Annotated in this window: 28 protein-coding genes and 1 pseudogene; 11 read left to right on the forward strand and 18 right to left on the reverse strand. The window is 52.1% G+C overall.

The window, feature by feature from the left end; all coding sequences use genetic code 11:
• Positions 1 to 12: 12 nt before the first annotated feature.
• From HZS52_RS16560 to HZS52_RS16585, 6 genes are all read right to left on the reverse strand, one after another.
• The gene (locus HZS52_RS16560; protein ID WP_190373184.1) at positions 13 to 993 is read right to left on the reverse strand and encodes an ABC transporter permease; all 981 of its coding nucleotides are present in this window, start codon (positions 991 to 993) and stop codon (positions 13 to 15) included.
• Positions 990 to 2492: a sugar ABC transporter ATP-binding protein gene (locus HZS52_RS16565; RefSeq protein WP_027959477.1), complete on the reverse strand. Its 1503-nt coding sequence runs from the start codon at positions 2490 to 2492 to the stop codon at positions 990 to 992. Before HZS52_RS16565 ends, HZS52_RS16560 begins: the two co-directional genes overlap by 4 nt.
• A gap of 62 nt (positions 2493 to 2554) precedes the next feature.
• Positions 2555 to 3493 (reverse strand): ABC transporter substrate-binding protein, encoded by a 939-nt coding sequence (locus HZS52_RS16570; RefSeq protein ID WP_190373185.1) that lies wholly within the window; start codon positions 3491 to 3493, stop codon positions 2555 to 2557.
• Positions 3494 to 3755: 262 nt separating this feature from the next.
• Positions 3756 to 4484 (reverse strand): SDR family oxidoreductase, encoded by a 729-nt coding sequence (locus HZS52_RS16575; protein ID WP_190373186.1) that lies wholly within the window; start codon positions 4482 to 4484, stop codon positions 3756 to 3758.
• Positions 4485 to 4890: 406 nt separating this feature from the next.
• A complete protein-coding gene (locus HZS52_RS16580; protein ID WP_138801686.1) occupies positions 4891 to 5301 on the reverse strand; it encodes a hypothetical protein in 411 nt (136 codons plus the stop codon).
• A 204-nt stretch (positions 5302 to 5505) separates the two neighbouring features.
• On the reverse strand, positions 5506 to 6009 hold the full coding sequence (locus tag HZS52_RS16585; protein WP_141441081.1) for a hypothetical protein: 504 nt from the start codon (positions 6007 to 6009) through the stop codon (positions 5506 to 5508).
• A gap of 260 nt (positions 6010 to 6269) precedes the next feature.
• Between HZS52_RS16585 and HZS52_RS16590 the strand changes: the two genes are divergently transcribed.
• From HZS52_RS16590 to HZS52_RS16605, 4 genes are all read left to right on the forward strand, one after another.
• Positions 6270 to 6560: a hypothetical protein gene (locus tag HZS52_RS16590; RefSeq protein WP_190373187.1), complete on the forward strand. Its 291-nt coding sequence runs from the start codon at positions 6270 to 6272 to the stop codon at positions 6558 to 6560.
• A gap of 69 nt (positions 6561 to 6629) precedes the next feature.
• Positions 6630 to 7289: a metallophosphoesterase gene (locus HZS52_RS16595; protein WP_223827944.1), complete on the forward strand. Its 660-nt coding sequence runs from the start codon at positions 6630 to 6632 to the stop codon at positions 7287 to 7289.
• A complete protein-coding gene (locus tag HZS52_RS16600) occupies positions 7286 to 7807 on the forward strand; it encodes a VRR-NUC domain-containing protein (RefSeq protein ID WP_223827945.1) in 522 nt (173 codons plus the stop codon). Before HZS52_RS16595 ends, HZS52_RS16600 begins: the two co-directional genes overlap by 4 nt.
• On the forward strand, positions 7807 to 8367 hold the full coding sequence (locus tag HZS52_RS16605; RefSeq protein WP_190373189.1) for a hypothetical protein: 561 nt from the start codon (positions 7807 to 7809) through the stop codon (positions 8365 to 8367). The genes HZS52_RS16600 and HZS52_RS16605 overlap by 1 nt, the downstream gene beginning before the upstream one ends.
• A gap of 171 nt (positions 8368 to 8538) precedes the next feature.
• On the opposite strand, the pseudogene HZS52_RS16610 reads toward HZS52_RS16605, so the two are convergent.
• The 3 genes and pseudogenes from HZS52_RS16610 to HZS52_RS16620 form a co-directional block, all read right to left on the reverse strand.
• Positions 8539 to 9384: pseudogene (locus HZS52_RS16610) on the reverse strand (DUF6602 domain-containing protein); the annotation flags it as partial.
• A gap of 284 nt (positions 9385 to 9668) precedes the next feature.
• Entirely contained in the window at positions 9669 to 10793 is a 1125-nt protein-coding gene (locus tag HZS52_RS16615; protein ID WP_190373191.1) for a hypothetical protein, read from the reverse strand.
• Positions 10794 to 11287: 494 nt separating this feature from the next.
• Positions 11288 to 11473 (reverse strand): hypothetical protein, encoded by a 186-nt coding sequence (locus HZS52_RS16620; protein WP_190373192.1) that lies wholly within the window; start codon positions 11471 to 11473, stop codon positions 11288 to 11290.
• Positions 11474 to 11705: 232 nt separating this feature from the next.
• Here HZS52_RS16620 and HZS52_RS16625 point away from each other — a divergent pair, with 232 nt between their 5' ends.
• Complete coding sequence (locus HZS52_RS16625) at positions 11706 to 12071, forward strand: hypothetical protein (protein WP_190373193.1); 366 nt, start codon at positions 11706 to 11708, stop codon at positions 12069 to 12071.
• A 178-nt stretch (positions 12072 to 12249) separates the two neighbouring features.
• On the opposite strand, the gene HZS52_RS16630 is transcribed toward HZS52_RS16625, so the two are convergent.
• Complete coding sequence (locus tag HZS52_RS16630) at positions 12250 to 12636, reverse strand: hypothetical protein (protein WP_190373194.1); 387 nt, start codon at positions 12634 to 12636, stop codon at positions 12250 to 12252.
• Positions 12637 to 13080: 444 nt separating this feature from the next.
• On the opposite strand from HZS52_RS16630, the gene HZS52_RS16635 reads away from it, so the two are divergent.
• Complete coding sequence (locus HZS52_RS16635) at positions 13081 to 13434, forward strand: lysozyme family protein (protein WP_223827946.1); 354 nt, start codon at positions 13081 to 13083, stop codon at positions 13432 to 13434.
• A gap of 208 nt (positions 13435 to 13642) precedes the next feature.
• Positions 13643 to 13882 (forward strand): phage holin family protein, encoded by a 240-nt coding sequence (locus HZS52_RS16640; protein WP_190373195.1) that lies wholly within the window; start codon positions 13643 to 13645, stop codon positions 13880 to 13882.
• 133 nt (positions 13883 to 14015) lie between these two features.
• On the opposite strand, the gene HZS52_RS16645 is transcribed toward HZS52_RS16640, so the two are convergent.
• The 4 genes from HZS52_RS16645 to HZS52_RS16660 are packed head-to-tail and all read right to left on the reverse strand — an operon-like array spanning position 14016 to position 17774.
• Complete coding sequence (locus HZS52_RS16645) at positions 14016 to 15506, reverse strand: tripartite tricarboxylate transporter permease (protein WP_041159491.1); 1491 nt, start codon at positions 15504 to 15506, stop codon at positions 14016 to 14018.
• A 15-nt stretch (positions 15507 to 15521) separates the two neighbouring features.
• The gene (locus tag HZS52_RS16650) at positions 15522 to 15968 is read right to left on the reverse strand and encodes a tripartite tricarboxylate transporter TctB family protein (protein WP_223827947.1); all 447 of its coding nucleotides are present in this window, start codon (positions 15966 to 15968) and stop codon (positions 15522 to 15524) included.
• 29 nt (positions 15969 to 15997) lie between these two features.
• Positions 15998 to 16960, reverse strand: coding sequence for a Bug family tripartite tricarboxylate transporter substrate binding protein (locus HZS52_RS16655; RefSeq protein WP_190373196.1), 963 nt, complete (start codon positions 16958 to 16960; stop codon positions 15998 to 16000).
• A gap of 55 nt (positions 16961 to 17015) precedes the next feature.
• Complete coding sequence (locus HZS52_RS16660; RefSeq protein WP_009287856.1) at positions 17016 to 17774, reverse strand: GntR family transcriptional regulator; 759 nt, start codon at positions 17772 to 17774, stop codon at positions 17016 to 17018.
• Between the two features lie 89 nt (positions 17775 to 17863).
• On the opposite strand from HZS52_RS16660, the gene HZS52_RS16665 reads away from it, so the two are divergent.
• On the forward strand, positions 17864 to 18724 hold the full coding sequence (locus HZS52_RS16665; protein WP_190373197.1) for an amidohydrolase family protein: 861 nt from the start codon (positions 17864 to 17866) through the stop codon (positions 18722 to 18724).
• Positions 18725 to 18827: 103 nt separating this feature from the next.
• Positions 18828 to 19115, forward strand: coding sequence for a sll1863 family stress response protein (locus HZS52_RS16670; RefSeq protein ID WP_027959459.1), 288 nt, complete (start codon positions 18828 to 18830; stop codon positions 19113 to 19115).
• 27 nt (positions 19116 to 19142) lie between these two features.
• On the opposite strand, the gene HZS52_RS16675 is transcribed toward HZS52_RS16670, so the two are convergent.
• Entirely contained in the window at positions 19143 to 20354 is a 1212-nt protein-coding gene (locus HZS52_RS16675; RefSeq protein ID WP_190373198.1) for a toxic anion resistance protein, read from the reverse strand.
• Positions 20355 to 20451: 97 nt separating this feature from the next.
• Entirely contained in the window at positions 20452 to 21393 is a 942-nt protein-coding gene (locus HZS52_RS16680) for a hypothetical protein (RefSeq protein ID WP_022523438.1), read from the reverse strand.
• A 364-nt stretch (positions 21394 to 21757) separates the two neighbouring features.
• Between HZS52_RS16680 and HZS52_RS16685 the strand changes: the two genes are divergently transcribed.
• On the forward strand, positions 21758 to 23065 hold the full coding sequence (locus HZS52_RS16685) for an ATP-grasp domain-containing protein (RefSeq protein ID WP_009287860.1): 1308 nt from the start codon (positions 21758 to 21760) through the stop codon (positions 23063 to 23065).
• A gap of 150 nt (positions 23066 to 23215) precedes the next feature.
• Here HZS52_RS16685 and HZS52_RS16690 read toward each other — a convergent pair whose 3' ends face one another.
• Together HZS52_RS16690 and HZS52_RS16695 are read right to left on the reverse strand one after the other, a co-directional pair.
• Complete coding sequence (locus tag HZS52_RS16690; RefSeq protein ID WP_190373199.1) at positions 23216 to 23977, reverse strand: DUF2182 domain-containing protein; 762 nt, start codon at positions 23975 to 23977, stop codon at positions 23216 to 23218.
• Between the two features lie 25 nt (positions 23978 to 24002).
• Positions 24003 to 24608, reverse strand: a complete 606-nt coding sequence (locus HZS52_RS16695) for a DUF1326 domain-containing protein (RefSeq protein WP_027959450.1) — start codon at positions 24606 to 24608, stop codon at positions 24003 to 24005.
• Between the two features lie 221 nt (positions 24609 to 24829).
• On the opposite strand from HZS52_RS16695, the gene HZS52_RS16700 reads away from it, so the two are divergent.
• Positions 24830 to 26779, forward strand: coding sequence for a winged helix-turn-helix domain-containing protein (locus HZS52_RS16700; protein WP_190373200.1), 1950 nt, complete (start codon positions 24830 to 24832; stop codon positions 26777 to 26779).
• The last annotated feature ends 121 nt before the right edge of the window (positions 26780 to 26900 follow it).

Genomic DNA, 26900 nt, shown 5'->3' on the forward strand with positions numbered 1-26900 from the left:
ATGAGCAGGGTCTCAGGGAGTCCGCTTGCGGCTAATATAGATCGCCAACAGGATAATCAGGCCCTTGATGACGTTTTGGAGGTAGGGCGATACCCCCATCAGGTTAAGGCCGTTGTTGAGCACGCCAAGCAGCATGGCGCCTACCAGTGTGCCTAGAATCATTCCTCGCCCACCAGTGATAGCGGCGCCGCCCAGTACTACGGCGGCGATGGCGTCGAGCTCGAAGCCGATCCCGGCGTTGGGTTGGCCGCTCATCAACCGAGAGGTCAAGATCAACCCGGCAATGGCCGCAGTCGTGCCACTCAGGGTGTAGACCAGCAACTTGTAGCGGGACACTCGGATACCGGATAGCCGAGTCGCCTCCTCATTGCCGCCAATAGCATACAGGTAGCGTCCGATCGCAGTATGGTGGAGCAGCAAAAAGCCGAGTGCGTAGACGCTGATCATGATCAGTATCGGGGTTTCGATGCCGGCCAAACTGCCACGACCAAAGAAGGCAAATTCCGGGGGGAGGCCGGAAATTGGGTAGCCTCCGGTGTATATCAAGCCAAGCCCGCGGGCAATCCCCATGGTGGCCAAGGTGACGATGATGGGTGGCATGCCGGCAAAAGCAACAAAAAAACCATTGAAAGCTCCGAAACCTGCACCTACCAATACGCCTAGCAGGATGGCTAGCGACGGAGGAACCCCCGCCACCATCAGCCCAGCCATTACCGTTCCCGACAAGGCCATTACCGGGCCCACGGAGAGGTCGATGCCGCCGGTGAGAATAGCTAGGCTCATCCCCACAGCTATGATGGCGATGATCGAGGTCTGACGCACCAGATTGGCTTGGTTGCTTATGGTTAGAAAGTTGTCGTTGATGGTCGACATGGCAATGAAAACGACGATGAAACCGATCAGCGGGTAGAAGATTGGAGTACGGCGCCAACTGGCCAGCCGCATCTTGAGGGGCTGGTGGGTGTTGCCGGGTATTGAGTCGAGCTGGCTCATGAGCTGAGTCCCCCCGTGGCGTGATGCATGATGGATTGTGAATTGAGATCGTTGCCTTGTAGTTCGGCGGCGATCTGTCCCTGGTAGAAGACCGCTGCGCGATCGCATAGGCCAAGAATTTCCGGGAGTTCGGACGAAATCATGATGATCGACACGCCTCGGGCAGTGAGCTCTTTCATTAAGGCGTAGATCTCTGACTTGGCGCCGACGTCAATGCCGCGGGTGGGCTCATCGAAGATCAGCACCTTACACTGGTGGCCCAGCCAGCGGGCGATAACAACCTTCTGCTGGTTGCCGCCGCTGAGATTGCCCACTGGGGTTTCGGGGCTGGGAGCCTTGACGCGGACTGCCTTCATCAGATCGGCGGCAGTACTGGACTCTTGGCGGCGCTTGATCAGTGGCAAAGCACTCTGAAATTGTGTCAGATTGTTCAGGGTGATGTTTTCGCGACACGAGAACGGCAGGATCAATCCCTGGATCTTTCGGCTTTCCGGTAGGAGGCCGATCCCCTGCTTCAGGGCGGTGGCGGGGTGTAGGAGTTTAGTTGGCTTGCCCTCCATAAGGATTTTGGCATGCACGGGGCGCGTCGCACCGATCAGCCCCATAGCCAGTTCTGTGCGGCCCGACCCCACTAAGCCAGCAAAGCCCAGGATCTCGCCGCGGTAGAGCTTCAATGAGTGTTCGGGGCCATTGACATCAAGGCGCAGGGATTCAATGTCTAGTACCACATCGTTATAATCGGCATCGCTACGCTGTTCGGGATAAAGGTTCTCAACACGGCGGCCGACCATTTTCTCGATTAGGTCGTCGGGGGTAGTCGAGACGACGTCGCAGTCGTCGACCTTCTCACCGTCACGCATCACGGTGACACGATCACAGATGGTGAATATCTCTTCCATGTGGTGTGATATGAATACCATGCCGACCTGTTGCTCGCGCAGTTTTCGCATGATGGTGAACAGGTGATCTGCTTCGCTAGGCGTGAGGGTTGCTGTCGGCTCGTCGAGGATCAGGATGCGCGCTTTCAGTGACAGGGCCTTGGCGATCTCGATGAACTGCTGGTCGGCGACACTCAAGTCGGCGATGGGGCGGTCTAAGGGGATCGAGACCTTGAGGCGGTCTAGCAGGTGCTGCGCCTCGGCGATCATGCTGCGCCGGTCTCGCAGCCCGAACCTGTTACGCAATTCACGCCCAAGGAAGATATTATCCACGGCGTCCAGGTCGGGGATCAGGCTGAATTCCTGGAAGATGATACCGATGCCCGCGTTGAGGGCGTCTTGGTAGCCATGGAAATTGCATACCTCGCCATTGATGTTGATCTCACCTTCATCTTGTCGGTAGATGCCGCAGAGAATTTTCATCAGAGTCGACTTGCCGGCCCCGTTTTCGCCAAGCAGGGCATGCACCTCGCCAGCATGGACATCGAGCGATACATCCGTGAGGGCCCTCACCCCGGGAAATGACTTCGAGATGTGTCTCAGGGAAAGTAATGGAGTCATAGGGATACCCTCGTGCGCTGCCCGTCGGGGGCAGCACACGTCATCATCGTCGGTGGGAGGGGTTACCAGCTAAAGTCAGCGGCCTTGTCGCGGTCGATCAGTTGTACGTCGATGGGAATTTCCGCGGGCGCAGTTTCTGCACCCCAGTGCTTAGCCAGCGCCAGGCCGAGCCCTACACGCACCATGTCTGCGGGATATTGCGCTGAGGTGGCAATGAACGAGGAATCAGCCTTCTGGATCTCCGCTACTGCCTCGGGATGACCGTCGACGCTGACCAGCTTGATGTCCTGACCACTGGCCTCAATGGCTATCAGAGCGCCCAGCGCGCCGATATCGTTGACGCTGAAGAGACCATTTAGATCCGGGTTTGCCTGGATGATGTTCTCGGTGACTGTCATCGCATGGGTACGCTCCTGACGGCCATTCTGTTTGGTTACGATCTCGATGCCATCGTACTCATTAAGCGCGTCGGAGCAGCCTTCAATACGTTGCAGGATCGGCACAACCGGAATGCCATCCAGTAGGGCTACCTGACCTTCACCATCGAGTTGTTGGGCGAGGTATTCGCAGGCTAAGTAGCCGGCGTCATAGTTCTTGGAACCCACGAAGCCATCCACTGGGCCCTCTGCCTGGGCATCGATCGCGACCGTGGTGACGCCTGCTTCTCGGGCAGACAACACCGCCGTTTCAACCCCGACGGAGTCGGCAGGGTTGAGCAGCAGGATATCGATGCCACGTTGGATCATGTCCTCTACGTCGCTGACCTGCTTGGAGACATCGTGGCGTGCATCGGTGACAATCACCTCAGCCCCCAGGCTCTCTGCGGCGGTCTCGAGTGCCTCCTGCATGGTCACAAAATACTCGTTGTTGAGCTCCTGGAAGGACATGCCGATTGTCAGAGTATGCTCATCGGCTGCTGCGGTTCCTGCTACAAAGGCGGCTGCGCAGGCGGCGACAAGAGCCGTTTTGCGAAAATTTGCGGTGATCTTATTAATTTTCATTGTTAACTCCGTGATTGTTATTGTTTCTCTTAAAGGTTTTTCAATGTTGACAAAGCTCTTAATGTTAACGTCAACAATTTGAAGACTATGTGCCCTTTAGAGGTTGGTCAACGGTCATACGACCAATGTCTATTCCTCTAGGATTTTACAAATGATCAAAGCGTTCATGCGAAGTGTTTATTCAAAACTGTAAGAGGTTGTAAGGCTGGTTGATCTGATTAAGCTAAAGAAACACCTTAATAGTTGCTGGATTGAATACTTCCTACATATCAAAGTTGCTAGGCAAAACAACCATATCTCGGATGGTTACATTTCGGGGGCGAGTAAGCATGAACATAATCGCATCAGATACATCCGTTGGTTCGATAATGCTGCCGGATTCTTTTGCCTTGCGTAGATTTTCTTCTGGCCAATCGGCGAGCAATGCACTATTTACAGGCCCGGGAGACACCGACGCCATGCGGATACCGTGCTTGTTGATCTGACGACGAGTAGTCTGAACGAAGCTATTGATGGCCCACTTGGAGGAAGCATAGACTGGCTCCCAGGGAACCGGAAAGTGCCCCGCAACGGAGCTTGTCACCATAATATCGCCCGTGCGACGTTCGATCATGTAGGGTAAGACGTTATGGACATTTTTAATCACCACATTAACATTGAGGTTCAGCATTCTGTCGATGGCGGCAGGGGAGGTGTCGATCAAATCGCCGCCGATATAACTACCCGCATTAGCATAAAAGATATCTAACTGTCCTGCCTTCTCTAAGATTTGTGAGAGGAGAGTGTCGCAGTCCTGTGGGTCAAGTAGGTCAATAACTAGGGGAAATGCAGCTTCGCCAAGTTCTTCACAGATGGTTTTCAGCGCAGCCTCATCTCTATCAATCATGACCACTTTGGCACCAGCGTCAATCATGGCCTTGGTAGTGGCAAGCCCGATACCTGATGCTGCGCCAGTAACGGCAGCAACTTTTCCAGTGAGTTCATTGGTCATCTTATAATCTCCTATATTCAGGTTCCTCGATTGACGAGGCCGTTTGGTTTCTGGAGTGGCTTGTGAATGATCCCGAGGTGTATCTGATGAGCAGGATCAACTTTTGTGCTTACTCGTCCCTGATTCATCTCCAAGGCACATGCCGAGTGGACTGAAATCCTTTATGTTGACGTCAACATTTCTAAAGCTATTCTCTATTTGAAAACGAATCAATGGGATTAAGACCAATGTCTAGGCTTTGGTATTTTGAAGAGGTGGAGCTAATCAATGACCCGAGAGTTGCCGTTGATCAGCATATGTCGATGTTTTTCTATGGGTGGGTGGTGCGGCAATTACCACTGTAACGGGCACTGGCGTGGCTTTCTATTCCCGAGCAAGCGTCCGAGGGACTGATGCAGATCAACTGTCATTCATGCGGTTGAATGAGTGCTTGGTAATCCGCCTTGGGCAGTGCCTGCAGGTTCATATACGACACGTGAACGGCCATTTCTGTCAGTGTGAATGTCGCCAGCTCATCAATGAGAGAAAGGGCAAGGTCGTAGCTGGAGAGGCTGGTGGCAATCCCCGGTGTCCAGTGGTGAGCTTTGATGGCGCGGGCTATTAGTACATCTCGATCAGAGCCGAGGGGGAACGCAGCGCCCTGGTAGGCGTCACGCCAGTGGTCGCAATAACAAGCAACGACAAACTCTCGGAAAGTGTTAACCAGCATTTTGTGCAGTGCTTCGAGGTTTTCGACGCCCGACTCTGGCAGATTGCTGTATTCCCGCTGCATCTGCTCGAGCTGATCCCAGCGCTTGTGGTAGGCGGCCTTGTCCAACGCTTTCCCCTTATCATCCCTAGTTTAGAAGCCACCAATATAGCGATATTGGGTGACTTTGCTCAATTCTTCTTTGGCCTGAGGCTGGGCTTTCTATTTCTGGGAATTGCTATGATAAAGGCTCCGCCTATTCACCAATATCACATGGGAAGTAATGCAATGCTCCCCAAGCGATGGAGGGTAATGTTCGTTTTAAATCAAGCTCTAAGTGATCAGCTTCAATAAGCGTTCCCACTTGTTGAGAACAACCACTCCTTTTGTGCGCCCGAGCTGCACACAGGTATCGTTAAAAGCAGGCCTACGAAGGCCTTCTATATCGGGGAAGTCGATCAAAGCGATCCTGCACGTTTCACATTCGTATTCTTCAAAGCTGTAAGCCGCTTTCTTCATGTAGAGCTTCTGAAAGCGTCTCCTTGCCTTGCGACATTGAGCTGCGTGCTTTTTGGGATCTATTACAAAATCCAGCATGGTACTTACTGCAACAATGACACCACTGGTAGCGGTCAAAACCGTGTGCTCAGTGATGACTCCTGCAAAAGCAGCACTACCGCCAAAAAGACTGGTGAACGTGAACACGTTGGCCATCCTGCTAAAAAGCCTTTGCTGTAGTTGCATATACCTAACCATGTAACAGGTGCCATCAATAGCCTCCTCGAACGACATTGGGTCGTGCCTTTCAGGAATACTGGGAAGGCTTACATCTTTCATGTCATTAAATCCCTACTAGGAGCGTATGCAGACTTCGTCTTCAGGAAAGTCTGGATCATCAGGAAAACGAGGTTCTGGTCTGGGAATCCTTATCGGTGGAACACATGGGATTTGGCCCGGAGGATCCCATTCTCCTGCTTGGCATCTCTTTTGAAATTTCATTGTTTCTCTCCGTTACAGAATGTTAAGGAGGGAGTGGTCATTTCTAGTTTAGGACTGGTTTTAAAAAACCGCCTAATGTTTGTGGCCGGAGGTGCTCTATGACCGAGAAAGGTGGGCAGCAGGCGCTGTACCAAAACGTGCGATTCGGTTTGTACCTCGATTGCCGTCGCCGTCAGGCAAAGGCGCTTGAATATCAGCAATTGCCCGATGGTACCCACAGCCTGGAGGATTGCGCTGATTTCATCCGTCATTCGTGTCGCATCCAAAGACGCGCCGAGCTGGATCATAACGATACGGCGCGTGCCATGCTGGAGCGGATAGTGGCTGATTACCAACGCTGGGAGCGCCAGCAACGAATGCTCGATCAGATCGCTGGAGGGATGGCGTGAAGGCGGAAGGGTTTGGAAGGTGATTTATCATCGTTTTGTGGATTGGGAACTCGATCAGGAGCTAGGGCTATGAGCTTGATTCAAAAGCACGGCCAGAACATGGATGGAAGAGATTTTATCGTTGGTGACATTCATGGGCAGTACGACCTGCTGCTTGAGTCCATGGCGCGCGTTGACTTCGATAAGTCAAAGGATCGGTTGTTTTGTGTGGGTGACTTGATCGACCGGGGTATGGATTCTTTCGAGTGCTTGTCGCTAGCCTTTGAGTCTTGGTTTTTTGGCGTGCGTGGCAATCACGAGATGTTGGCCATTAATGCGCTTGAGCATGGTGGAGACGCGGAAGACCTTTGGATGATCAACGGTGGCACTTGGGCGATCACTGAGAATATGATCGAAGTCCGGCAAATTCTTCGTGAGGCGCTGAAGTATCTGCCTTACGCCCGCCAGATAGATGTTTTGGGGCAGCAGGTTGGCATCGTTCATGCCGAGCCGCCTGCGGACTGGTCGCAGGTTGAGATGGCGGATGATGCAGGCAAAGTGGAAATGATATGGGGCCGGACTCGTATAAAGCGTAGGGACACGGCGCCAGTGGTCGGCATCGATGCTGTAGTGGTCGGGCACACCATTGTTGAGCAGCCTACTTGGCTGGGCAATGTGTTCTATATCGACACCGGTGCCTTTAATACGGGCCGGTTGACGTTGATCAATGCCCGGGAGGTGTTGGCATGAGCTGGCGCCAGCAAACCACGGCCAAAAAGCTACGCCGTCCTCGAGCGCTGACCAAAAGCGGCGCGCCCCGGGCAAAGCCCGTTGATTGGGAAGGGCAGGAGCAAACCGTTCTGATCCGTTGGCTGTATGGCGAGAAGATGCGCGGCCATCCGGTAGGCGAGTTGTTCGACGCCACCTTCCATGTGCCCAACGGTGGCCACCGCAATAAGAAAACCGCGATCGACCTCAAGCGCCAGGGTGTAAAGGCAGGCGTGAGCGATCTTCCCGTGCGTCAGGCCCGCGGAGGCTGGTTTGGCCTGTACCTGGAATTCAAGGCCACCCCGCCCAAGGATGCGCCGTTAGCCGATAGCCAATTCGAGTGGCTGGAAGACAGCGAGTACGAAGGTTATTGCGCGGTGCTGGCGCTAGGGCTTGAGGAGGCCAAGGAAGTGCTCAGGGAATACGCCAGTTGGCCCCGAACGCAAATAGGTGGTAAGCGGCTGGCGCTGGAGAGTGGTACCGAGTGGAGGAAGGGGTAATGACACAGCAGAAGGGGAGCCAGATGCAGTTTGATGATTGGAAGCGGGTAGCAAACCCCTGGCGTGTCGTAGAGGCTGCGAAGAGTGATGAACGAGCGCGTGATGCTGCAGTATCACGCATCATAGACACCATGCTGGAACTGCAGCTGGATTACCGTCACGATAACCCTGGTTTCCAGCCGTTCAGTGTGACGGCCCTGGCGGGAGAGATACCTGGAGGCGGTGGGCGTAGTGACCAGGCCATGCTAGCTGCGTTGCGCTACCACCCTCAAAGCCAATGGCATAAGACCTGTGGTTGGTTGTTGGATCAGCTACCCAAACGCCAGGCTGCAGCGATGCTGATGCAGGCCGCCCGCATCCGTCCGGAGAAGATGGGCCATAGCATTTGGATGGTGACTGCCAGGCAGATGGTTGAGCGGCAGGAGGTGTTGCTTAGGGCGCTGGGGCTGAATGAGGGCGTTAGGCATTTTGAGAGTGTGGAGGCGTTGCAGGTGGCGGGTAAGCGTGCGCGTAAGCGGCTGTGGCAGGTGTTGGCGGTGGGTGAGGTAGGGGAGACATAGATTGAATTGCGTTGGCCAAAAAATAATGGTAAACGCACTTACTACCTCGATGCCCTAGCAAAGTAGTGCATTAAGGACTGCTTTTGGTAAGGCGCTGTCTTTTAGGCGACACTGATATAACACGAAGCACAGAGGCGACCATTGGTCGCGAACTACTGCACCTTGTTAAGCCTAATCATTCTTATCCTTCCCAGTAAGTAGATCCGTTGTACCGCAATGCTCATGAGGCAGAACGGAAAGCGTCATACTTTGATCAAAATATACATAGTCCGGATTGAAAGGAGAATCCAAATGTACGTAAATTGAAGATAGCAAGCTCCAAACGGTACAGTCTCTATCTAAAAATGGGCTTCCTTTTTCATCATACCTTACAAAGCGGCCCCTCATAGTAATGTATCCATGGCCAACTTCGTCTTCATCGATATAAGTAATCGCAGATACGACACAGTCGTCATAAATACACGCGGTATTAATCATCGGTATTTTTTGATCAATTTGTTCATCCTTCGAGAATTCTTTACGATATGTCGAAACTATTTTCCTTCGCAAGGATTTACCTGTGCATCGCGGTTTTTCATTTTTGTCTACGGCGACATTCCATCCCATAATGAATAAGCCCGGCTTATGAAGCTTTCTACCTTCGTCGAAATAGCTCTCGTATAAGTCATAGCGATCCGAATATTCTTTCCAAAGCCGACCAAGCGAAATAAATTTAGTTGCGCATTCACTTACATTTGAGTCGCTTAAAAAACCTTTTACTTCAATAATCGATCTGACGGATTCGGGTCTTAAGACTACAAAATCACCATCTCTAAATATAGGCGCATAGTTAGTATTATCATAAATGACAATATCTAGTTGGTGCGATGTTGAGTGGCTTTTCAGGTTTAGAAATTCAGTATTATTTGGGTGTAGACCTTTTAGATCATGATTATCATTAATGAAAACGATAAATCCTGTCCCGACAAAGTACCTTTTTGGCAGAAAATTACTCAAACAACTTTTTAGTGGCGACTCTTTATACTCTCCTACACTTAGCTAATGAGATGTTCCGATGATTTGAGACAAACGATCAAGCTTTGAAGAGAACTCACTACCAATCATGCCGGCATAGGCAGCTAAATCGCCTAGCTTCGATTCTAAGTACTTCTTTCTCAGGTCTGGCTCTCTCATGTAAGTTCCTTTTATTTAAAGCTAGTGGTATTTGGCGGCAGCGGAGCGGTGTTATTGTCCTGTTAATCACATTGTTAGCGGGTATATGTTCTTTTTGTAAATATGTTAATGTATTGGCGAAGTGTGCATTAGGTGCTGCTTTTCGGCCAAGGAGCGAACTTTGAGTAAGATCTTATTAAAGCCAATGATAAAGGATGCCAACAGAGTGCAGCGAAATCACATTCCGACAACGGCATCTTGGCTTCCTGTCGAGTAAAAGTTAAATATGCAGCTTCAAAGCCATTTTCCAAAGTGGAAATCTTATATATTAAATTCTTTTCTTTATTGGTAATGATATTCTCAATTACGGGAAAAAACTTGCTATGGCTAGAAATGTTGTTTTCATAGTCATAGTCTGCAAGCGTTGCAGCAATTAAATCTGGTATTCTATTGAATGATTCATACCATAGATCACCTGTCTGTTCAGGCAGTCCAAAAACAAAGTTCTCGACGTAATCTTTATCTTTTGATAACATCAGAGTATGAAATAAATTATATGCTAAGTCAAAGATTACTGGTATAGAGAATCTTCCGGCCTTATGGGTTAGCATAGAATCTCTATCCGAAAACCAACCAATAATATCCACCTTTAATAAAAGGCAAACCTGAAATGTTATATATGCAATAAAATTCGACACTATTTCAATGTTTCTTATATTTCTTAAATTTACTCCTTGCTTTGAAACCTCTTGGAGCATGACGTTGTAAGCTTTTTTTATACGTGAATAATTTTCGTTTTTACTCTCATTTTTTATCCAGTAATTTACTTGATTAATCGCCGTTTTGTAACATGTCTTTAGTGCCTCACGCTCATTAATTGGATCCAATACCATATTTTTATCTAAGAGTATGGATATATTCAAAATCTCACTTTCGTTGATAAACTCTAAAAACTCTGTATTTACTCTTGATAAATTTTTAATATCCTTAAAAGATAAATCATTTATTTTTTCTCCAAGCCTTTTAAAATCCTCTGAGTATGGAATTATAGAAAATGTGATTACATCATTTGGCTTGTTTCTGTCGTTTAATACGTAGTCGCTAAAGATCATCCATTTTGATACATCCTCATTTTTTTTGAAGAAGTCAGAGAATAAGGTATGGCTAGATTTATTGAAAGTCTCATCAAAAGAAGTTAAAAAGTTGTGCATTACGATTCCTGCTTTGGATTCACCATGTTTGACTCTTTCATGCTCTTCAGTTACTACTTTCATATCTTATTTTCCTTTAATATCTTTTGCTAACAATGAGTAGGTGGAGCGCTGTTATACAGGATGAACGTGCCAGCATGATAAAACATGTTATCTAGCGTGAAATCCAAGTATTAACTAATTGAAATGGCTGGTAATATAATATTTTTCGGCAATATAAGACCAAACATCGTGCAAGCTGCATATGCCTGATAGGCGTGCATAAGGCCTTTGTCTTTACGTCTACTTTGGGATCGGTAACAGACTATCAGTTAACTCAATATAAGATCAATTCGACGTATTGGTAAACTCAGATTCGCCACTGCTTGCATCGAAAGATCTTTGTAAAAAATTATTTGCCTAAGTGTCGTGGTTGAGGCAGTGTTTCATTTGGTATGCGCTAGTTGCGAGATTAGCCATCACTTTTTGAAGCCCTGCCGGTTACCCGGTGGGGCTTTTGCGTATCTAGGTTTCATTTTTTCGCCGCATCTAGGTTGGCACCGCCTGGGCAGTAGGGGTTAAGGCTGCCTATCAGGGTGCTCGCTAGGTCGGCGCTCAGTGGTATTGCGCGACGTGGGCTGGGATTGTGGTGTCTGTTCCGAAGGTTTGCGATCTCGAAACGCGTTCCATGCCGATTTAGATTTCTGCTGATTTTCTGGCTTACGCAGCCAATTTGCGGCCGCCATCATAATCCATTTTTTCATGCGATCCTCCTGGTTCCATTTGAGAGGTGTATGTGCGTCTTACCATTAGGCTATAGCCCAGACATCCAAGACTGACTAGCCCTTGTAACATTATTCGGCGCTGCTGACTCCTCACCATTCCTGTTTGTTTGATCCTTTCTGCCCGTTTACTTCACGTCACCAATTTCTGAGGCTTCTATGTCTGCTCACTCTCCTTTACCGTCACGATAACCCTGGTTTCCAGCCGCTCAGTGTGACTGCTCTAGCAGGTGAGGTACCTGGATGCGGTGGGTGCAGTGACCAGGCCATTCTTGCCGCCCTGCGCTACTCCCCTCAAAGCGAGTGGCATAAAGCCTGCGGTTTACTGCTCGATCAACTGCCCAAACGCCAGGCCGCGGCTTTGCTGATGCAGGCCGCCCGGATCCTTCCGGAGAAGATGAGTCATAGCATTTGGATGGTAACTGCCAGGCAGAGGGTTAAGCGGCAGGAGGTGTTGCTCAGGGCAGTGGGGTTAAATGAGGCTGTTAGGCACTGTGAGAGTGTGGAGGCGTTTCAACTGGCGGGTAAGCGTAAGCGGTTGTGGCAGACGTTGGCGGTGGGGGAGGTCGGACAGGCATAGATTGGATTGCGTTGGCCAAGAATAATGGCCAACGCGCTTACTATCTTAATGCCTTTTCTAAGTGGGATAGAAAGGGCTGTTTTCGGCCATAAGCAGCTTTTTAGCAGCCATTGTTATAGCGCTTTAACAACGCCAGCGGCAGGGGCGCGACGTCAGGAGCGTCCCTTGACCGCAATTGTTATGCTGTTGCAAATAGACTAGGGAATGAGTTACAAAACAGCTCAACCAAATTATCATAGTCTGGAATCTGATCTTTAATTGGATCTATCGCCGTTAATATTGCGCATATTTGTGCCGCTATTTTCTTTCTGAAAGCATCTTTCTCAATATCATAGTATTTATCGTCCGAGTCAATAGCATAGTATTTGTTTATAAGGCTCAGGAGTTTATCACTTTCACCTTTAACTACCCTACCTATCAAAGCTGGCGCAGTGATCACTGTATTACCTGAAGCAACATTCCCTGTCAGTCGATCAAATAGTCTTTGATATTTCTCTAAGACACCGGGGATATCCTTAATGGTTTTAAACCCTTCAAGTATCACCGACCCAATTTCGATTTCCATATTCCCCTCCTGCAGTATGGTCTCGCTGCATAACAGCATATGAGGCGGCGCGTTCTATGATCGAATGAACGTGCTGGCACTTTTTTCCAGCAAATGCAGCCTTCCCGATTCTCCCAAGCCTATGATCCTTCGGGCTATTATTTCCCATTAGGCCGTATAGCCAAAACTCGCGCGCCTGCAGTATTTCCCAGCATGGTTGTTTTGGATCGGTAACGGCCTCTGAGTATTAATTAATATAGGCTTCATTTGGCGCATTGGGAAACTCAAATTCGTCACTGCTTCCAACGAAATAGCTGGGTAAATAAATTATTTGATTCAGTGTCGTGAATCGGGCACTATTTTATCTAGGCTGCGCTAGCTGCGCGATTAGCCATCACTTCTTGAAGCCCTGCCGGCCACCCGGTGGGGCTTTTACGTTTCTGGCTTTCCATTCGTGAGGTCGTCATGTCTGCTCATTCTCCTACTCATTGGCTTGAGGAGGCGGAATTACTGCGCGTTGAGCCAGCACCGCCAAACGATACACGCGCCGGCAACGTGGCCGCCTTCCTCGACACATTGGTCTTTGCCGAAGGTACGCCACGCTTTGGAGATCAGGACGGTTTAAATGTGATTGTTGGCGGCAAGACATTCAACAGCTACGACGATCATCCGCGCCAGCTTGTTTGGCTTCCTGCTTATCAAATCCACTCAAGCGCAGCGGGGCGCTACCAGTTCCTTATGCGTACATGGGATGACCTGGTCGAGCGGTGCCATTTGCCTGACTTCACGCCTGCTAGCCAAGATCCTAGGCGCCGTTAACCTTATCCGCCAGTGCAAAGCGCTTGCATTGATCCATGACGGCCGTATCCGTGATGCCACATCCATGCTTGCCGCAAAATCTGGGCGAGCCTGCTAGGTGCTGACTATGGCCAACGAGAACTGGCGACAGATGAGCTGCTGAGTGTTTATGAAGCGGCTGGCGGCATTTCCATCGATTAACTGACGAGGTCCGCCCGAGAGGTGTGCCATGAATCCAAGACGAAAAGAGAAACGCCCTATGAATGGCAGAGACCCCAACTTCTGGCAAGGGCTGCTGGATTTCTTGCCCATCACTTTGGTGGCCATCCTGACGTTCACGATGGGATTTATTCGTGGTGTTCACGAGGGCGGCAGCTTAAAGAAATCGCTGCTTGGTGCATTGATGTGCACACTTCTGGCAACTCGATCCTTAAGTTGTGACCCTATCGATGTCGAAGTTGTTAGCTAGTTAATGCTGTCTTTGAATATGCAGTAAATCCATGACCGCTTCTGGCTGATACAGAGCAGCCAGGCAGGAATGCTGCCTGACTGCCATGCACAACCTTCGTCAATAAATCTGTGGGATTACTTTCATCGCGTTGTTAATTCTGACGCCCTTTTTTTAGTATTTTCCAGGCCTGGGTGAATAACACCATCAACAGTAGTGCGATGATTCCCTGCGAAATAGGGCGAGTAAATAGAGATCCCCAGTTATCCTGGGAAATCAGCATTGCCAAACGTAAGTTTTGTTCCGCCATTGGACCTAACAGTACACCCAGCACTACTGGTGCAAGCGGGAAGGCTAGTCGATGGAGTAAATAACCGAGCAACCCAAAGGCTAGCATTACATAGAGGTCTGTCATGTTCCCTTTGACGGTATAAACACCCACGGCCATGAGCACCAACGTCGTTGGTACCAAGAGTGCGGTGGGCATGCGCAAGACCTGAGCGAATAGGCGGGTGGCCACCATGCCTCCTAGTAACAGGAGTAGCATCGCAGTAAACAGCATTTGCCACATGAAACCGAAGACCACATCAGGCGACTTCGTAAACAGTTGTGGGCCGGGCTGAAGTCCATGAATCATCAGCGCGCCGAGCACTAAGGCTGCAACCAAATTGCCAGGAATCCCTAATGTTAGGGATGGAATCATCGCAGAAGCATTGTCGGCACTATTACCTGATTCAGCTGCTGCAACCCCCACAGGATTACCCGTGCCGAAAGATTCGGGGTTCGTGGACTTGCGCTTCGCTTCGTTATAACTCAGCAATGCTGCCAGATTGCCACCGGCACCTGGCAAGATACCTACACTAACGCCTATCAGCGACGAGCGAGTCCAAGTGCGCCAGTGCTGACGTATCAGTCCGAGTGCGTTGCCGCTAGCATCAACCTTGAAGCTTCCTGCATCATAGTAAGTCGCGTTGCTTTTCTCCGCCATCTCCAGTACTGGCGGTATCGCGTAGAGGCCGATGAGCACAATGATCAGGTCGAACCCCCCACTTAAATAAAGCGAATCGAACGTATAGCGTTCCGCTCCACTGATTGTGTCAACGCCTACAAGGCCGATGATAACGCCCAACAGGGCGCTGAGCATGCCTTTGCTGATATCACTGCCCACCAATACGGCGATGCTTACAAGTCCGAAAACGGCCACCCAGAAATACTCAGTCGGCCCAAAGGCAAGCGTGACCTGTGCCAAAAGGGGGGCTAGCGTCATCAACGCTATGGCGCTAATAATTCCACCGATGGCGGACGACCAGCACGCAGTCTTGAGAGCCAGCCCGCCCTGGCCGTTACGTGTCATAGGGTAACCGTCGAATGTTGTCGCGATTGCAGCTGGCGTTCCTGGGATTTTTAGTAAGATGGCGGGAATAGCTCCACCGTACATTGAGCCATTATAGATACCTGCTACCAACCCTAGAGCAATTACAGGATCGAACCCATACGTCAGTGGGAGCATGAGAGCGATGGCCATGACCGGGTTGAGCCCTGGTAGGGCTCCGATCAAGATACCCACCAAGGTGCCGACGAAAAGGCTGACTACGGAGCCAAATTGCAAGGCCACAGGTAGTGCGTTGAACAGGGAATCAAACATATCGTGTAACCCTATTTAGGAAACCAGGAAAAATTCGACGGGCAAGGGTCGTTTTAGCACCATCGCAAAAAGCCCGTATAAGAGGATGATGAAGCCCACCGTAATACCTAAAACTACGATGGGGCGCCTTTCACCCAGTACCAGAGCCAGCAGGATGATGAAAAGGGTGCTAGTGGAGTAGAAACCCACGGTTGGCATGGCTAAGTAGTAGATCAGGCAACAGGCGACTGTCGCCATAAACCTTCCCGGATGATCGATTAAGGCGGCGGCGCTGCTCAAACCGCCATTTTGCTGCGTTTGCACCACGCCCTTAACGATCAGAGGAAGTGAGAAAAGACACATCAGAATGCCAACTCCCATGGGCACGTAAGCGGCGCCGGCATCAAAGCCACTCCCCACCCAGACCACCGTGCAGCCAAAGATGAGGAAGGCGATGCCAGAGATAATATCTCTGAAGTTCATGAGCAAGTTACCGTCCATTCAGTCATGAATTAGTTTTTCTTAAGCCCAAGCTTTTCGAGTGTCTCACCAATCGCTACGGTTTCCTGATGCAGACGCTCACGGAGCTCTTCACCTCGTACGAGATTCAGCGTCTCTCCTTGAGCTGTCAGGAACGCTTGGAACTCAGGATGCTCGACGGCGCTAGCTACGGCATCGGCGATGACGTTAACGCGCTGCTCATCCATACCCTCTGGTGCCAGCATCATGCGCCATAGCACTGTTTCCAGTTCGGGATGACCGAGTGCTGCTAGGCCTGATGCCTGGGGTAGTGCTTCGTTATCATCGGCTGAGGTCACGAGTAGGCACTTCGCCTTGCCATCCTCTACATAGGGAAGTGCGGGTGTGATGGAGCCACCGTAGATATCCACGTGTCCACCCAGGAAGTTTTGGAGGGTCTCACCAGCGCCGCCAAAAGGAATAGGGCGGGCCTCAATGTCATAGGCTTCAAAGATACGCTCTGCTGCCAAGCGCATGGTTCCACCGACCCCGTCATTGCCGTAGGTGTACTGACCGGGGTTATTCTGCAGCTCGGCAAGGAATTCCTCTCCTGTTTCAGCTGGAAAGCCGGGGGATACACACATGGTGTAGGCACTCTGCGAAGTGCTGGTGATCGGGGTCAATGTCTCGTAAGAGTACTGAACACGCTGCATGTGCGGTACGGTAGTGATAGGACTATTCCAGGTAGAAAGCAGCGTGTAGCCATCGGGCTTGGCACGGGCAATCTGGTTGACCCCAATAGCACCACCTCCACCAGCGACATTAAGCACAGCAAGTGACTCTCCTAGCTCTTCTTGCAGGTACTGATTGAGCATGCGCGCAACGTTGTCAGTGCCGCCGCCGGCTGGTGCCGGTACGATTATTTCGATGGGACGATTCGGATAGTCGTCAGCCATGACAGGCATAGCGGTAAACGCTGATAGCGCAACTAAAGACGTAAGCTGTAATGTTTTCATTGTTAGTTACCTTTCTTTGAAATGCAGGGTGATGAGGTGTGCATTTAATGCGATCTCAAGCAGGTTGATCACCGAGCGTGACACGGTAGCGGAACCGCTCTGGCCTTCCGTGTACTCGTCGAAACTCGATGACTCTGCCTGCAGGATTACGGGCAATGCGTTGGATGGCGGCGACCGGTGCCCCAGTGGCTAGTTCTAGATGCTTTGCACTGGCCTTGGTGGCGGTGCCGAACGACAGCTCGTCGGTTGCCGACGAGATCAAAATCCCGAATTCCTCCAGAAATACGGGATACAACAAAGGACCCATCGCTTTTGGATTCAGCGACATGAGCCCGTTGAAATCGGGTAAGCGTAGATAAATTTCTTCAAACAGCAGTGGGTCGCCTGACCAAAGGCGTACACGTTCCAGCTTTATACAGTGGCTGACTGATTCTTCGCCGAAGGCCTGCTTTACGTCGGCGGGAAGGGCGACTTCCTGATGACTGAGAATTCGACTTTCCGGAATAACGGGTACATCGGGATCTTCCACATCATGTACATGGAAAAAACGAAACAGATCGGCTCGGAAGGCGGGTTGCTTAACGAAAGTGCCGGTACCTCGCCGCCGATCCAGCAGCCCCTCATCAACCAGCTGCTTCAGGGCCATCCGCATAGTTGCTAAAGCAACGCCATACTCTTCGGCTAAACGGTTCTCCGAGGGAATCATGTCGCCTGGTTTCCACTCACCATTGGCGATCCTTGAGCCTAATTGATCACGGAGTTTGGCGTACAGGGGTAATCTTCCGTCCGTATTAGCAGAGAACTTGGCTTGCATAGGGTCACCCAGTGGTTATCTTGATTTCTTGAGGTCATTGAAGACCCGTGTATACTTCCAGTCAACCAGTTCTCTAGAGAACTAGACTTATGTATAACAACTTAGGGATACGAAATCCCCAGTCAGAACGTAATGAGGTGCCAAAAGTGAAATTAGGTTTTGATTGTCATGCTCATGTCTACGGGGCTGTTAAGGAAGCCAACGGGTCTAACTACAGTCCATCCCGTCCTGCACCACTTTTGAATTGGCAAGAAAACCTAGAAAGCTGCAAATTAAGAGGCGGGGTACTGGTGCAACCGAGCTTTTTGGGAAACGACAACCGGCAGCTGCTCGAAATTCTCTCCAGGCTTAATCATGCGTATCGCGGGGTCGTTCAGCTAGCCAAGGAGACGACGCTAGAGGAGATAGCCGCCCTTGATGCTGCAGGTATTGTAGGGGTGCGATGGAATCTCATTGAGGGGCGCAGCGCATTGCCAAACCTCAAGGATCCTCAATGGATAGACTTTCTAGATAATCTTAAAGCTATGGACTGGCATCTTGAGCTGCATCTGGAAGGGAACCGGTTACCTGAAATTTTTCCAGCATTACATGAGCATGGCGTGAAGTTAGTCATTGATCATATTGGGCTGCCAGTCGACGACGTTCCTATGCAAGACCCAGGCTGTCGTCTTCTGCTTGAGTCAGGACAGGCAGAACGAACCTGGGTGAAGCTCTCAGCCCCCTATCGTTCCCCTGTGTTTGACCTCAGACCGCATGTCCAGGCATTGTTGCATCATCTTGGACGTGATCGGTTAGTGTGGGGCAGTGACTGGCCATGGACGCGCCATGAGAATAAACACACTTACCGCGATACTTACGGATGGCTCAATGACTGGGTTAGAGATGCTGATGATCGTCAGTACATTCTTGATGCGAGTCCTAGAGCCCTGTTTCGCCTGAGTGATTCATAGCGAGGGTATACCAACTGCTAAGAGGGCTGACATATGACTCGGATTGGAAGCAGGGGGATATCCGCTTCGAACTGGAGCCCGTTACTGAAGGGGAGATATCACAATGAGACAGCGTGACGAATTCGTTGAAGAAATGAAAGCCAGGCTCGACGAGTGGAATGCTGATATCGATAAGCTGACTGCCAAGGCTCGTCAGGCGAGCGACGAAGCGAGGGTCAAGTACCAAGAGGACATCGAGCGACTCAAGAAGCGCCAGGCGGAGACTCAGCAAAGGCTCGATGAGCTTCAGCATGCCAGCGAAGCGGCCTGGGAGACTGTCCGCCAAGGTATGGAAGACTCGTGGGAGTTGATGCGTAAAGCCTTCCGGGATGCCTCTTCTCGTTTCAAGTAGCTTATCAGTTACCCCAAGTCTGAACAGTTAGCTGGGGTCGCGGCCATTTTGTGGTTGCGATTCGCTGCCTTCTTGAAGACGCGCGATGGACGCATTTCCCTGCTTTGCCAGGGTCGCCAGGCGGTCGATCTGCTCATCCAGGCGGGGTAGGGCCTCTTGCCGATAGCTTGATAGATCGTCGATGGCGCCCATCACCTCGCTGAAAGCCTCCTCAAGCACTTGCATGTCGAGCATTGCGGAGGAGGCACGCTTCTGGATGTCCACGCCTTGCTGTCGCAGAGCCTTGGCAGTGCCGCCAATCATCTGCGATGTGGTCGTATTGAGGGCTTCGATGCGATCCAGCACCAGGCGCTGATTAGCCATTGCCATGGCCACCGTGACCGCAACGGTGAGCGCCGAGACGGTGACGTTAATGGCCCTGTCCACACCGCGCATTAATTCCCGGTTGTTGCGGATGATCACCTCTAGCGCCAGTATACCTTGCTGACTTACCGCCAGTTGCTGCTGTAGGTCGACAATGCGCTGGCGAAGAGGAAAGAGCAGCTCTTCCTCAAGAAATTGACGTCGCGGATCATCGCCATCGCGAGCGGCTATTTCATCTTGCAGGCGGTGGTCGATCATGCGGCCCAGCGCAATTTGGCGGTTCAGCTCGCCAAGGATTTTAGTTAACGCCTGCTGGTCATCGTTCAGGGTGAGGTTGTCACGATGCAGCATGTCTCGTCCGCTTTCCAGATCCTCGATGATCGCATCCAAGGCCTGCTGGGTATTCTCGAACTTACGAAAGTAGCGCTGCAAGCGGCTATCCAAGCCGGGAATGACCGCCAGAACGCGATCCAATGTAGTCGGCGCCAGGCGATGGCGTGCAGGGTCGAGCCCTTCCATGCGCCCACGCAGATCGGTCAGTGCCTTGGCAACCGGCCCACCTTCGTCGCCTTGGTGGGCCAACTTACGCAGCGGTGTTTGCAGCATGGCGCTGCGATGGGCAGCCTGCTGCTGCAGTTCAAGGCCCATCTCATCCACGGCACGGCGCTGGCGAACTACTGACTCCTCATCACCTTCGGCGAGGATATCCTCGACAAAGCGGTCGGCCATCGCCTCAAGCTCAGGGTCGATATCACGCTCATCGGGGGTTACCGATTCAGCCTGACTTGCACCCAATCGACTAGCTCCCAACTGGTCAGCGATCTCGTCCACCGGTGGCAGGGAGAGGCGTCGTTTGTCATCGGATTGCTGAGCCATAGAGATCTCCTGGGCTATAAAGCTATTAAAAATGCAATGAAATAAAACGGTTTAAATACAACAGAGTGAAAATTGCACATTAGCATTGCCTGTCAGCTTAATCCTTGCGGCCATAACGATCGGCCCCTTCGACGAAGCGGCGCAGATCTTCCAGCGCTTTTTCGGTGGTGACCGACGCCTGGGGGCGAGCCGTCTCGATGCGCGCCATGGAAACAGCGGTATCGTCGAGCACTGTCAAGGCGGATTCGATTCGGGCAGAGAGCTTGTTCAGCCGGTGCTCGGTTTCCACTAGCAAATCGAGGCGACGCACCAGGGCAGCACGCTCTTCATCGCTTAATCGTTTGCCTTCCCGCTCCAGTCGACCTCGTACGTAATTACCGTCCACGCTAACCACACCACGTGCTTGGGAGGCCATGGTCGTCAACGTATCCACCGCGCCGAAACAGACTTGAGTGACCAAGCCTTGCGAGCGCTCGAAAGCCAGCTCGCCAGTATGGAATCGGTCGCCTAGTACGTCCATCACATGGCGGTAGCGGCTGTATAGGCGGTCTGTCAGGATTGCCAAGTCGGGACGGTGCACATCGAGCAAGTTCTGCTTGGCCCGGCACATGGCCAAGACTAGATCGTCGGCCCCCACGGGTGGCCTTGCGGGGTCGAGCACCGACACACCCGTTTCATAGGCGTTGCGCTCCTCTTGAGCACGGCGCTGCTGTGCTGCGGCCTCTCGTTGAGCCTCATGGCGACGCACGCGGCGGCGGGCCAGCCAGCCGCGTAGCGTTCGCTCGATAGGAAGTGCTACAGGAATGGCGACGATGCCTGTCAACCAGCCAAACAGGCTGGGGCTGAAACCACCCCATAGGGAGGTCAGCCATAGCAGCATGCTGATGAAGGGAACCACTAGGCAATAGCGGGCGATTACCTGGAGACGACTGGTAGTCGATACTGGAAGCGCCAGGCCAGGATTGAAGAGGCCGACCAGTAGCCAGGGCAGGCAGGTCATAAACAGGCCATAGGAAAATCCCTGCAGGAATCCCAACATAGATACGGCTATCCTTCGGTCATGGAACGCAAACACTGCGTGTAGAATAACTGAGATAGGTCGCTAAGCACCAGCTGGGTAACTACAGGCTATTGGCTGGCTGTGAACTGCTATTTAACCTTTCTCTTAGAAATTATCCCCATCTTTTTAGCAAGATAACTTCTACAGAAATTTAACAGAAGTTTTACAGTTTAATTGCCATTTGTAACCGTATCGACTAGCTTAGTTACGACGGGTGCGCTAAAAAAACCCTAATGCTGGCTTACTCAATCGTTTCTGAACACCACTGACTGCGGCTTGGCTCACTTGGTGCGCTCCAGTTTCAGCCCAGTCAATTTGGGTTAACCAGCAAGGAGGACATCAAATGTCGATAACATCAGAAAAGCAATTACCCGAAGCAGTAGCGGCCTGGCGTGATCCGGAAATGGACTCGGTGAAAGGTACCGAGACCCCCAAAGATCCGAACAAAGGTTACATTGCCTTACTTGGATGGAGTATTAACGCGATTAAGGCGGCGCAAAAGTTTGACCGTCGCTATATCGTCGTTGCTCCTGAATGGGCTGAGGATTTCTGTGCCGCGAACAATATACCGTTCATCTCCTGGGATTTTATTCGCTTGAATGATCGCTCCATGGAGATTGCCGAAAAGTTGAAGGCTGAAGGCGTCGACGTCGCCATCCCACTGTTTGAAGAAACCGTTGAGTGGTCAGGTGCCATCAACTCCGTGCTTCTCGACAGCCCACGCATGTTTGGTCAGTCAATTCTATTCCGTGATAAGGCCTTGATGAAGCGCCGTGCCCAGCTTGGCGGTATCCGCGTTGGGATATTTGAAGAGGCGCACGAAAAAGAAGACATCGTCCGCTTTATGAAGCGCGTCAATCAAACGCTGCTCAAGCTTGATGGTGATCCGGATGACCCGATACACGTCAAAGCATTCGATAAAGCCGGTTGTCTTGGCCACCGGATGATCCGCACGTTAGAAGAAATTGATAACATTCCGGATGAAGAGTATCCGCTGCTGATGGAGAGTCACTTGAGCGGCTGGGAGTTTGCCGTTGAAGCCTGGATACACGATGGCAAAATTCAGTTCCTGAATATTTCGGAATACGTGACGTTAGGCTACTCGGTGTTCGTGCCTGCTACCCAGGAGCTTGAGAGCTGGCGCAATGCGATCACCAAACAGATCGAGCTGTTGATCAAAACCTTCGACATCCAGTTCGGCTTGATTCACCCCGAGTACTTCGTGACAGCTGACGGTGAGATGTACTTTGGCGAAGTTGCCTACCGCCCACCCGGCTTCAAAGCTTTCGAGCTGATCGAAAAAGCCTACGGTTTCAACGCCTATCAAGCGTCAATGTTGGTGTTCGACCCGAAAAGCACGAAAGAAGAAGTAGCGGCGTTCTTCCCCCGCGAAGTAGTCGATGCGAAGGGTTACGCAGGTTGTTTCGGTGTGTACCCACGCCGTCGTGTTGTCAGCAAGCTGGAAATGCCTGAAGAGACGATTAATCACCCGTACTTCGAGTCACACGAACTGGTCGCACCGGCAGAAGAGACAGTGCCTGACCGGTCTGCTTTCGGGACTCATTGGGGGCTCATCTTCTTCTTTGGCGACGATCCCATCAAGATGCGCGATCTGCTAAAAGCCCAAGAGGATCTGGACTTTTACGTCTAACGTTCGATAGCGCAATACGCTGAGTTATGGGCGCGTATATAAGTGTCAGGAGTACTCCATAATCCCGATACTGATATAGGCGCCCTTTATTTTGCCAACGTTGCGGGAGTGGCTCCACCAAAAGGCCAAGGTAATTATCCCAGGCACGATTTAATAGGCAGCAGACAGCAAAATAATGACGCCTACACCAACAAGCAGGAACCCGCTGATTTGGCTAATCCGTTCTGCTTGGGGGAGTAGCTTCTCTGCTAGAAAATAAAGGGCTAGCCCCGCCATCCAAACTAGGCTCATAACGCCGCCGACAAACATCAGCAGCATCAAGGCCCAGCAGCAGCCGGTGCAGTAGGCGCCATGGCGGAGCCCCATGATCAGCGCTCCGCCGTTGCCTTCGCGCCATTCGGTCATCAGAAAGCTTAAGGGCGAACGACACTTGTTCAGGCAGGCCTGTTTAAGATCACTGAACTGGAAAGCACCTGCGGTTACCAGCAGGGCGCCTCCCAACAGTGGGGTGACGTGGCCCATGGATGAGCTTAACAGCGCACTCTGCTGCAATGCCCATTGCATGATGGCGGCTGCCACCGCAAACGCCAGCCACACGGCAAGGTAACCTGCTATGAAAACCCAGGTGGCTGCGCTGGCACCTGCCTCGCGTTCGCGCTGCTGGTGGATGCGCAGAAAAGTAAGCAGCATGGGGCTAGCGCTGGGTAGCATCATGGCCACCATCATCACGCTCCACATCAGCGTGACCGTGACCAGTAAACTCATGCCGTCGTCGCCTGTGCTGGCCATCTCCCCATTCATCGGCATTTGCGCGTGCATGCCATGCATAATCAGGTAACCCCACGCCAGTATTGACAGGGTTATCAGCGCTAACCAGGTCAGTAAGCGTTCCCGGGCATGGAGAGTGCTCATCGTCAGTTCCATCGCCAATGCCCCCTCAAGACCCGCTGTAAGCGAAGGTTGAATAAGATGCACTGCGTTCGCTGAGATCAAAGTTGATACCGTAAGCGCGGTGCAGCAACGATTGCGACTTGGCCACCACTAGAGACTCGCCCGGCGCCACCGCAAATGGGTGATGATGAATGGTCACCTCAGCGCCGTTCTGGCCTTCCAGAGCGGTAATTTCCGTGTTGGCGGATTGGCCAAGTTTCAAATGTCGACGCCCCTTTTCCACTTCAAACTGGATGGGAAGGTGCTCTACCGCGAGTACCTCGCCAATAAAGGTGGCCAACAGCGCCGGGTGGCCACCGGCCTGGCCGCCGAATATGCTACTTAGTGCTTCCTGTTGGGCCTCGTCTGCTCGCTGGTCGATATACAGCACGACTTTCCAGTTGCCCTCGGCCATGGGGCCGGGGGAATGCAGGGCGATGGCCACATTCCTGTCGCCGAGATCCACTGCCTCGAACTGGCCTTGAGTAATGTGCCAGCCCACCAGGGCGGTACATTCACCCTCGGTAGGGCTGCCGAGGTAGATACACGGGCAGGCACCTTTGCAATTGCAGCTTTCGAGGTAGTCGCCTTTCAGGCTCCATTGGGGATTCATGTCGTCTCCTCCTAACGTCGTTGGATGGCTTTTGTGATATTTCTTTTTGGGTATCTCTTGTTATAGCGCTGAATCGCTCGCGGGATGTGAGGAACTGATGAGAATTACGTGAGAATTGCATCTGAGTGTCATCGTTCGGCGCGCAACTACTGTGTCGGGTGGTATTTGTAGCTATGCTGAACTCAGGTATCAGCTAAGCCTGACACGTAGAGAAACCAGCCATGTGGCAATGGACGTCGGATTTGACGACCAACCGGGCCTATCAGGGTTTCGTTGGCCGCACTAATGAGCTTGATACTCTTCGCGGTGTGCTTGCGACGGCAGGGCCTCGGGTGGCGCATGTCTACGGTATTACCGGCATTGGTAAGACGGCGCTGCTGGACATATTGGCGGCCGAGGCGGAGGACGCAGGTGCTAGCGTCATCCGACTGGACTGTCGCCACATAGAGCCCACCGAACCTGGATTTTTACATGCGCTAGGTGTCGCCATTGGGGATGGCGGATCGGGGGTGGATACGCTGGTGGAGCGATTGGGCCTGCTGGGCCCCACAGTTCTTCTTGCGCTGGATACCTACGAAGTGTTCAGGCTGCTCGATACCTGGCTGCGTCAGGTATTTGTCCCGTTGTTGCCGGATAACGTACGCATCGTCTTTTTCAGTCGCCAACGCCCTCTGGATGTCTGGTTTGCGGCGCCGGACTGGGGGCGCCTGGTTCAGAGTGTGCCGGTACAGCCGTTGAGCCCGACGGAGGCTCAAGTGCTCCTTAATTTGCATGGCATACAGGAGGAAGATGCGGCATCCCTGATCCGGGCCGCCCATGGTCATCCGCTGGCGCTGAAACTGGCGGCCACCGCCAGCCGGGAAAACCACGCCCGTTCGTGGCCGCAAGAGACAGTGCTACAGCACGCGGTTGATGAGCTGAGTCGGATGTTTCTTGCCGATGTGGAAGATTCAGCGAGCCGACATGTGCTGGAGGGCGCCGTGGTGCTACGCCGGGTGACGGTCTCTCTGTTACAGGCATTGTTTCCGGAACTAGATCCCCAGGATGCCTACGAGCGGCTGCGCAGGTTGCCTTTTGTGGATGGCATGCATGACGGGCTGATTATTCATGAGGCCGTGCGTGATCCGCTTGCCCGCTCCCTGCATGCCAGCGACCCTAGCCGCTACCTGGACTATCGTCGGTCGGCCTGGCGACAGCTGGTTAGCGAGTCGCAATTCGCGGCCAGCGACGATCTCTGGCGCTATACGGCGGACATGCTCTACCTGATTGAAAACCCCGTGGTGCGTGAGGCATTTTTCCCCACCGTGACGACGCTTCACAGCGTGGAAGCGGCACAGCCTCAAGACGATGAAGCCCTTACCGGGATTGTCCGCGCCCGTGATGGCCGTCAGGCCAGCGAGCTTCTGCTGCAATGGTGGCGGCGTATGCCCCAGGCGTTTTCCATCGTGCGGGGCGTGACCGGGGAAGTAGAAGGACTGTATTGCAAACTGCGCTCCGACCAGGTTGAACCCAGTTGGTTGCTCAATGACCCGGTGACCGCCCAGTGGTATTCCCATCTTGAACAGTCGCCTATGCGGTCGGGCGAGGTGGCGTTATTTTGTCGCCGCTGGCTAAGTCTCAAGGAAGGCGATTCACCCAGTGAAATACAGGCGGCTATCTGGCTGGATCTTAAGCGAAGCTATATGGAGCTGCGCCCTGGGCTGCGGCGGGTCTATCTTACGGCGACCGATCTTGGCGCTTACCGGCAAGTGGCGCAGCGGCTGGGGTTTGAAGTCCTTGGCGGATGGGAGGTGGAGCTGGATGGCGTTTGCTATCCGAGTGCGGTGCTCGATTTCGGGCCGGAGTCTGTGGATGGCTGGCTGGCGGAGCTTGCCGCGGCCGAGCTGGGCATAAAGCGTGATCCTGCCTTGTTAGATGTCGAAGCCCGGCAACTGATGTTGGCGGAAGGCTTCGTTGCGCTGACGCCCCTTGAGTTCGGTGTCATGCGCTATTTGGTCGAACACCAGGGTAAGGCAGTGTCCCGTCGTGAGCTGTTGCAGCATGTCTGGGGTACCCGATATCAAGGAGGCAGCAATGTGGTTGATGCCATTGTACGCACCTTGCGCCGCAAACTTGGCAGCCAGTCTGCGCGGATAGAGACGTTGACTGGAGTGGGTTATCGGCTGAGATAATCGATTATCGTCTATCAGGTAAGTGGTTATTCATACGTAGTTTCTCCTGGGAAAATATCACGGTTTGCTGACCCCTTGGCGTTATCGGTCAATGACTCCTATGTTGGTGGAAAGACACGGG

It is taken from the genome of Vreelandella titanicae, assembly GCF_014697095.1.
Taxonomy (GTDB): Bacteria; Pseudomonadota; Gammaproteobacteria; order Pseudomonadales; family Halomonadaceae; genus Vreelandella; species Vreelandella titanicae.

Coding starts and splice junctions, on each gene's coding strand:
- HZS52_RS16560 (WP_190373184.1), bottom strand. CDS start 993: ATGAGCCAGCTCGACTCAATACCCGGCAACACCCACCAGCCCCTCAAG.
- HZS52_RS16565 (WP_027959477.1), bottom strand. CDS start 2,492: ATGACTCCATTACTTTCCCTGAGACACATCTCGAAGTCATTTCCCGGG.
- HZS52_RS16570 (WP_190373185.1), bottom strand. CDS start 3,493: ATGAAAATTAATAAGATCACCGCAAATTTTCGCAAAACGGCTCTTGTC.
- HZS52_RS16575 (WP_190373186.1), bottom strand. CDS start 4,484: ATGACCAATGAACTCACTGGAAAAGTTGCTGCCGTTACTGGCGCAGCA.
- HZS52_RS16585 (WP_141441081.1), bottom strand. CDS start 6,009: ATGAAAGATGTAAGCCTTCCCAGTATTCCTGAAAGGCACGACCCAATG.
- HZS52_RS16590 (WP_190373187.1), top strand. CDS start 6,270: ATGACCGAGAAAGGTGGGCAGCAGGCGCTGTACCAAAACGTGCGATTC.
- HZS52_RS16595 (WP_223827944.1), top strand. CDS start 6,630: ATGAGCTTGATTCAAAAGCACGGCCAGAACATGGATGGAAGAGATTTT.
- HZS52_RS16600 (WP_223827945.1), top strand. CDS start 7,286: ATGAGCTGGCGCCAGCAAACCACGGCCAAAAAGCTACGCCGTCCTCGA.
- HZS52_RS16605 (WP_190373189.1), top strand. CDS start 7,807: ATGACACAGCAGAAGGGGAGCCAGATGCAGTTTGATGATTGGAAGCGG.
- HZS52_RS16615 (WP_190373191.1), bottom strand. CDS start 10,793: ATGAAAGTAGTAACTGAAGAGCATGAAAGAGTCAAACATGGTGAATCC.
- HZS52_RS16620 (WP_190373192.1), bottom strand. CDS start 11,473: ATGAAAAAATGGATTATGATGGCGGCCGCAAATTGGCTGCGTAAGCCA.
- HZS52_RS16630 (WP_190373194.1), bottom strand. CDS start 12,636: ATGGAAATCGAAATTGGGTCGGTGATACTTGAAGGGTTTAAAACCATT.
- HZS52_RS16635 (WP_223827946.1), top strand. CDS start 13,081: ATGTCTGCTCATTCTCCTACTCATTGGCTTGAGGAGGCGGAATTACTG.
- HZS52_RS16640 (WP_190373195.1), top strand. CDS start 13,643: ATGAATCCAAGACGAAAAGAGAAACGCCCTATGAATGGCAGAGACCCC.
- HZS52_RS16645 (WP_041159491.1), bottom strand. CDS start 15,506: ATGTTTGATTCCCTGTTCAACGCACTACCTGTGGCCTTGCAATTTGGC.
- HZS52_RS16650 (WP_223827947.1), bottom strand. CDS start 15,968: ATGAACTTCAGAGATATTATCTCTGGCATCGCCTTCCTCATCTTTGGC.
- HZS52_RS16655 (WP_190373196.1), bottom strand. CDS start 16,960: ATGAAAACATTACAGCTTACGTCTTTAGTTGCGCTATCAGCGTTTACC.
- HZS52_RS16660 (WP_009287856.1), bottom strand. CDS start 17,774: ATGCAAGCCAAGTTCTCTGCTAATACGGACGGAAGATTACCCCTGTAC.
- HZS52_RS16665 (WP_190373197.1), top strand. CDS start 17,864: ATGTATAACAACTTAGGGATACGAAATCCCCAGTCAGAACGTAATGAG.
- HZS52_RS16670 (WP_027959459.1), top strand. CDS start 18,828: ATGAGACAGCGTGACGAATTCGTTGAAGAAATGAAAGCCAGGCTCGAC.
- HZS52_RS16675 (WP_190373198.1), bottom strand. CDS start 20,354: ATGGCTCAGCAATCCGATGACAAACGACGCCTCTCCCTGCCACCGGTG.
- HZS52_RS16680 (WP_022523438.1), bottom strand. CDS start 21,393: ATGTTGGGATTCCTGCAGGGATTTTCCTATGGCCTGTTTATGACCTGC.
- HZS52_RS16685 (WP_009287860.1), top strand. CDS start 21,758: ATGTCGATAACATCAGAAAAGCAATTACCCGAAGCAGTAGCGGCCTGG.
- HZS52_RS16690 (WP_190373199.1), bottom strand. CDS start 23,977: ATGAGCACTCTCCATGCCCGGGAACGCTTACTGACCTGGTTAGCGCTG.
- HZS52_RS16695 (WP_027959450.1), bottom strand. CDS start 24,608: ATGAATCCCCAATGGAGCCTGAAAGGCGACTACCTCGAAAGCTGCAAT.
- HZS52_RS16700 (WP_190373200.1), top strand. CDS start 24,830: ATGTGGCAATGGACGTCGGATTTGACGACCAACCGGGCCTATCAGGGT.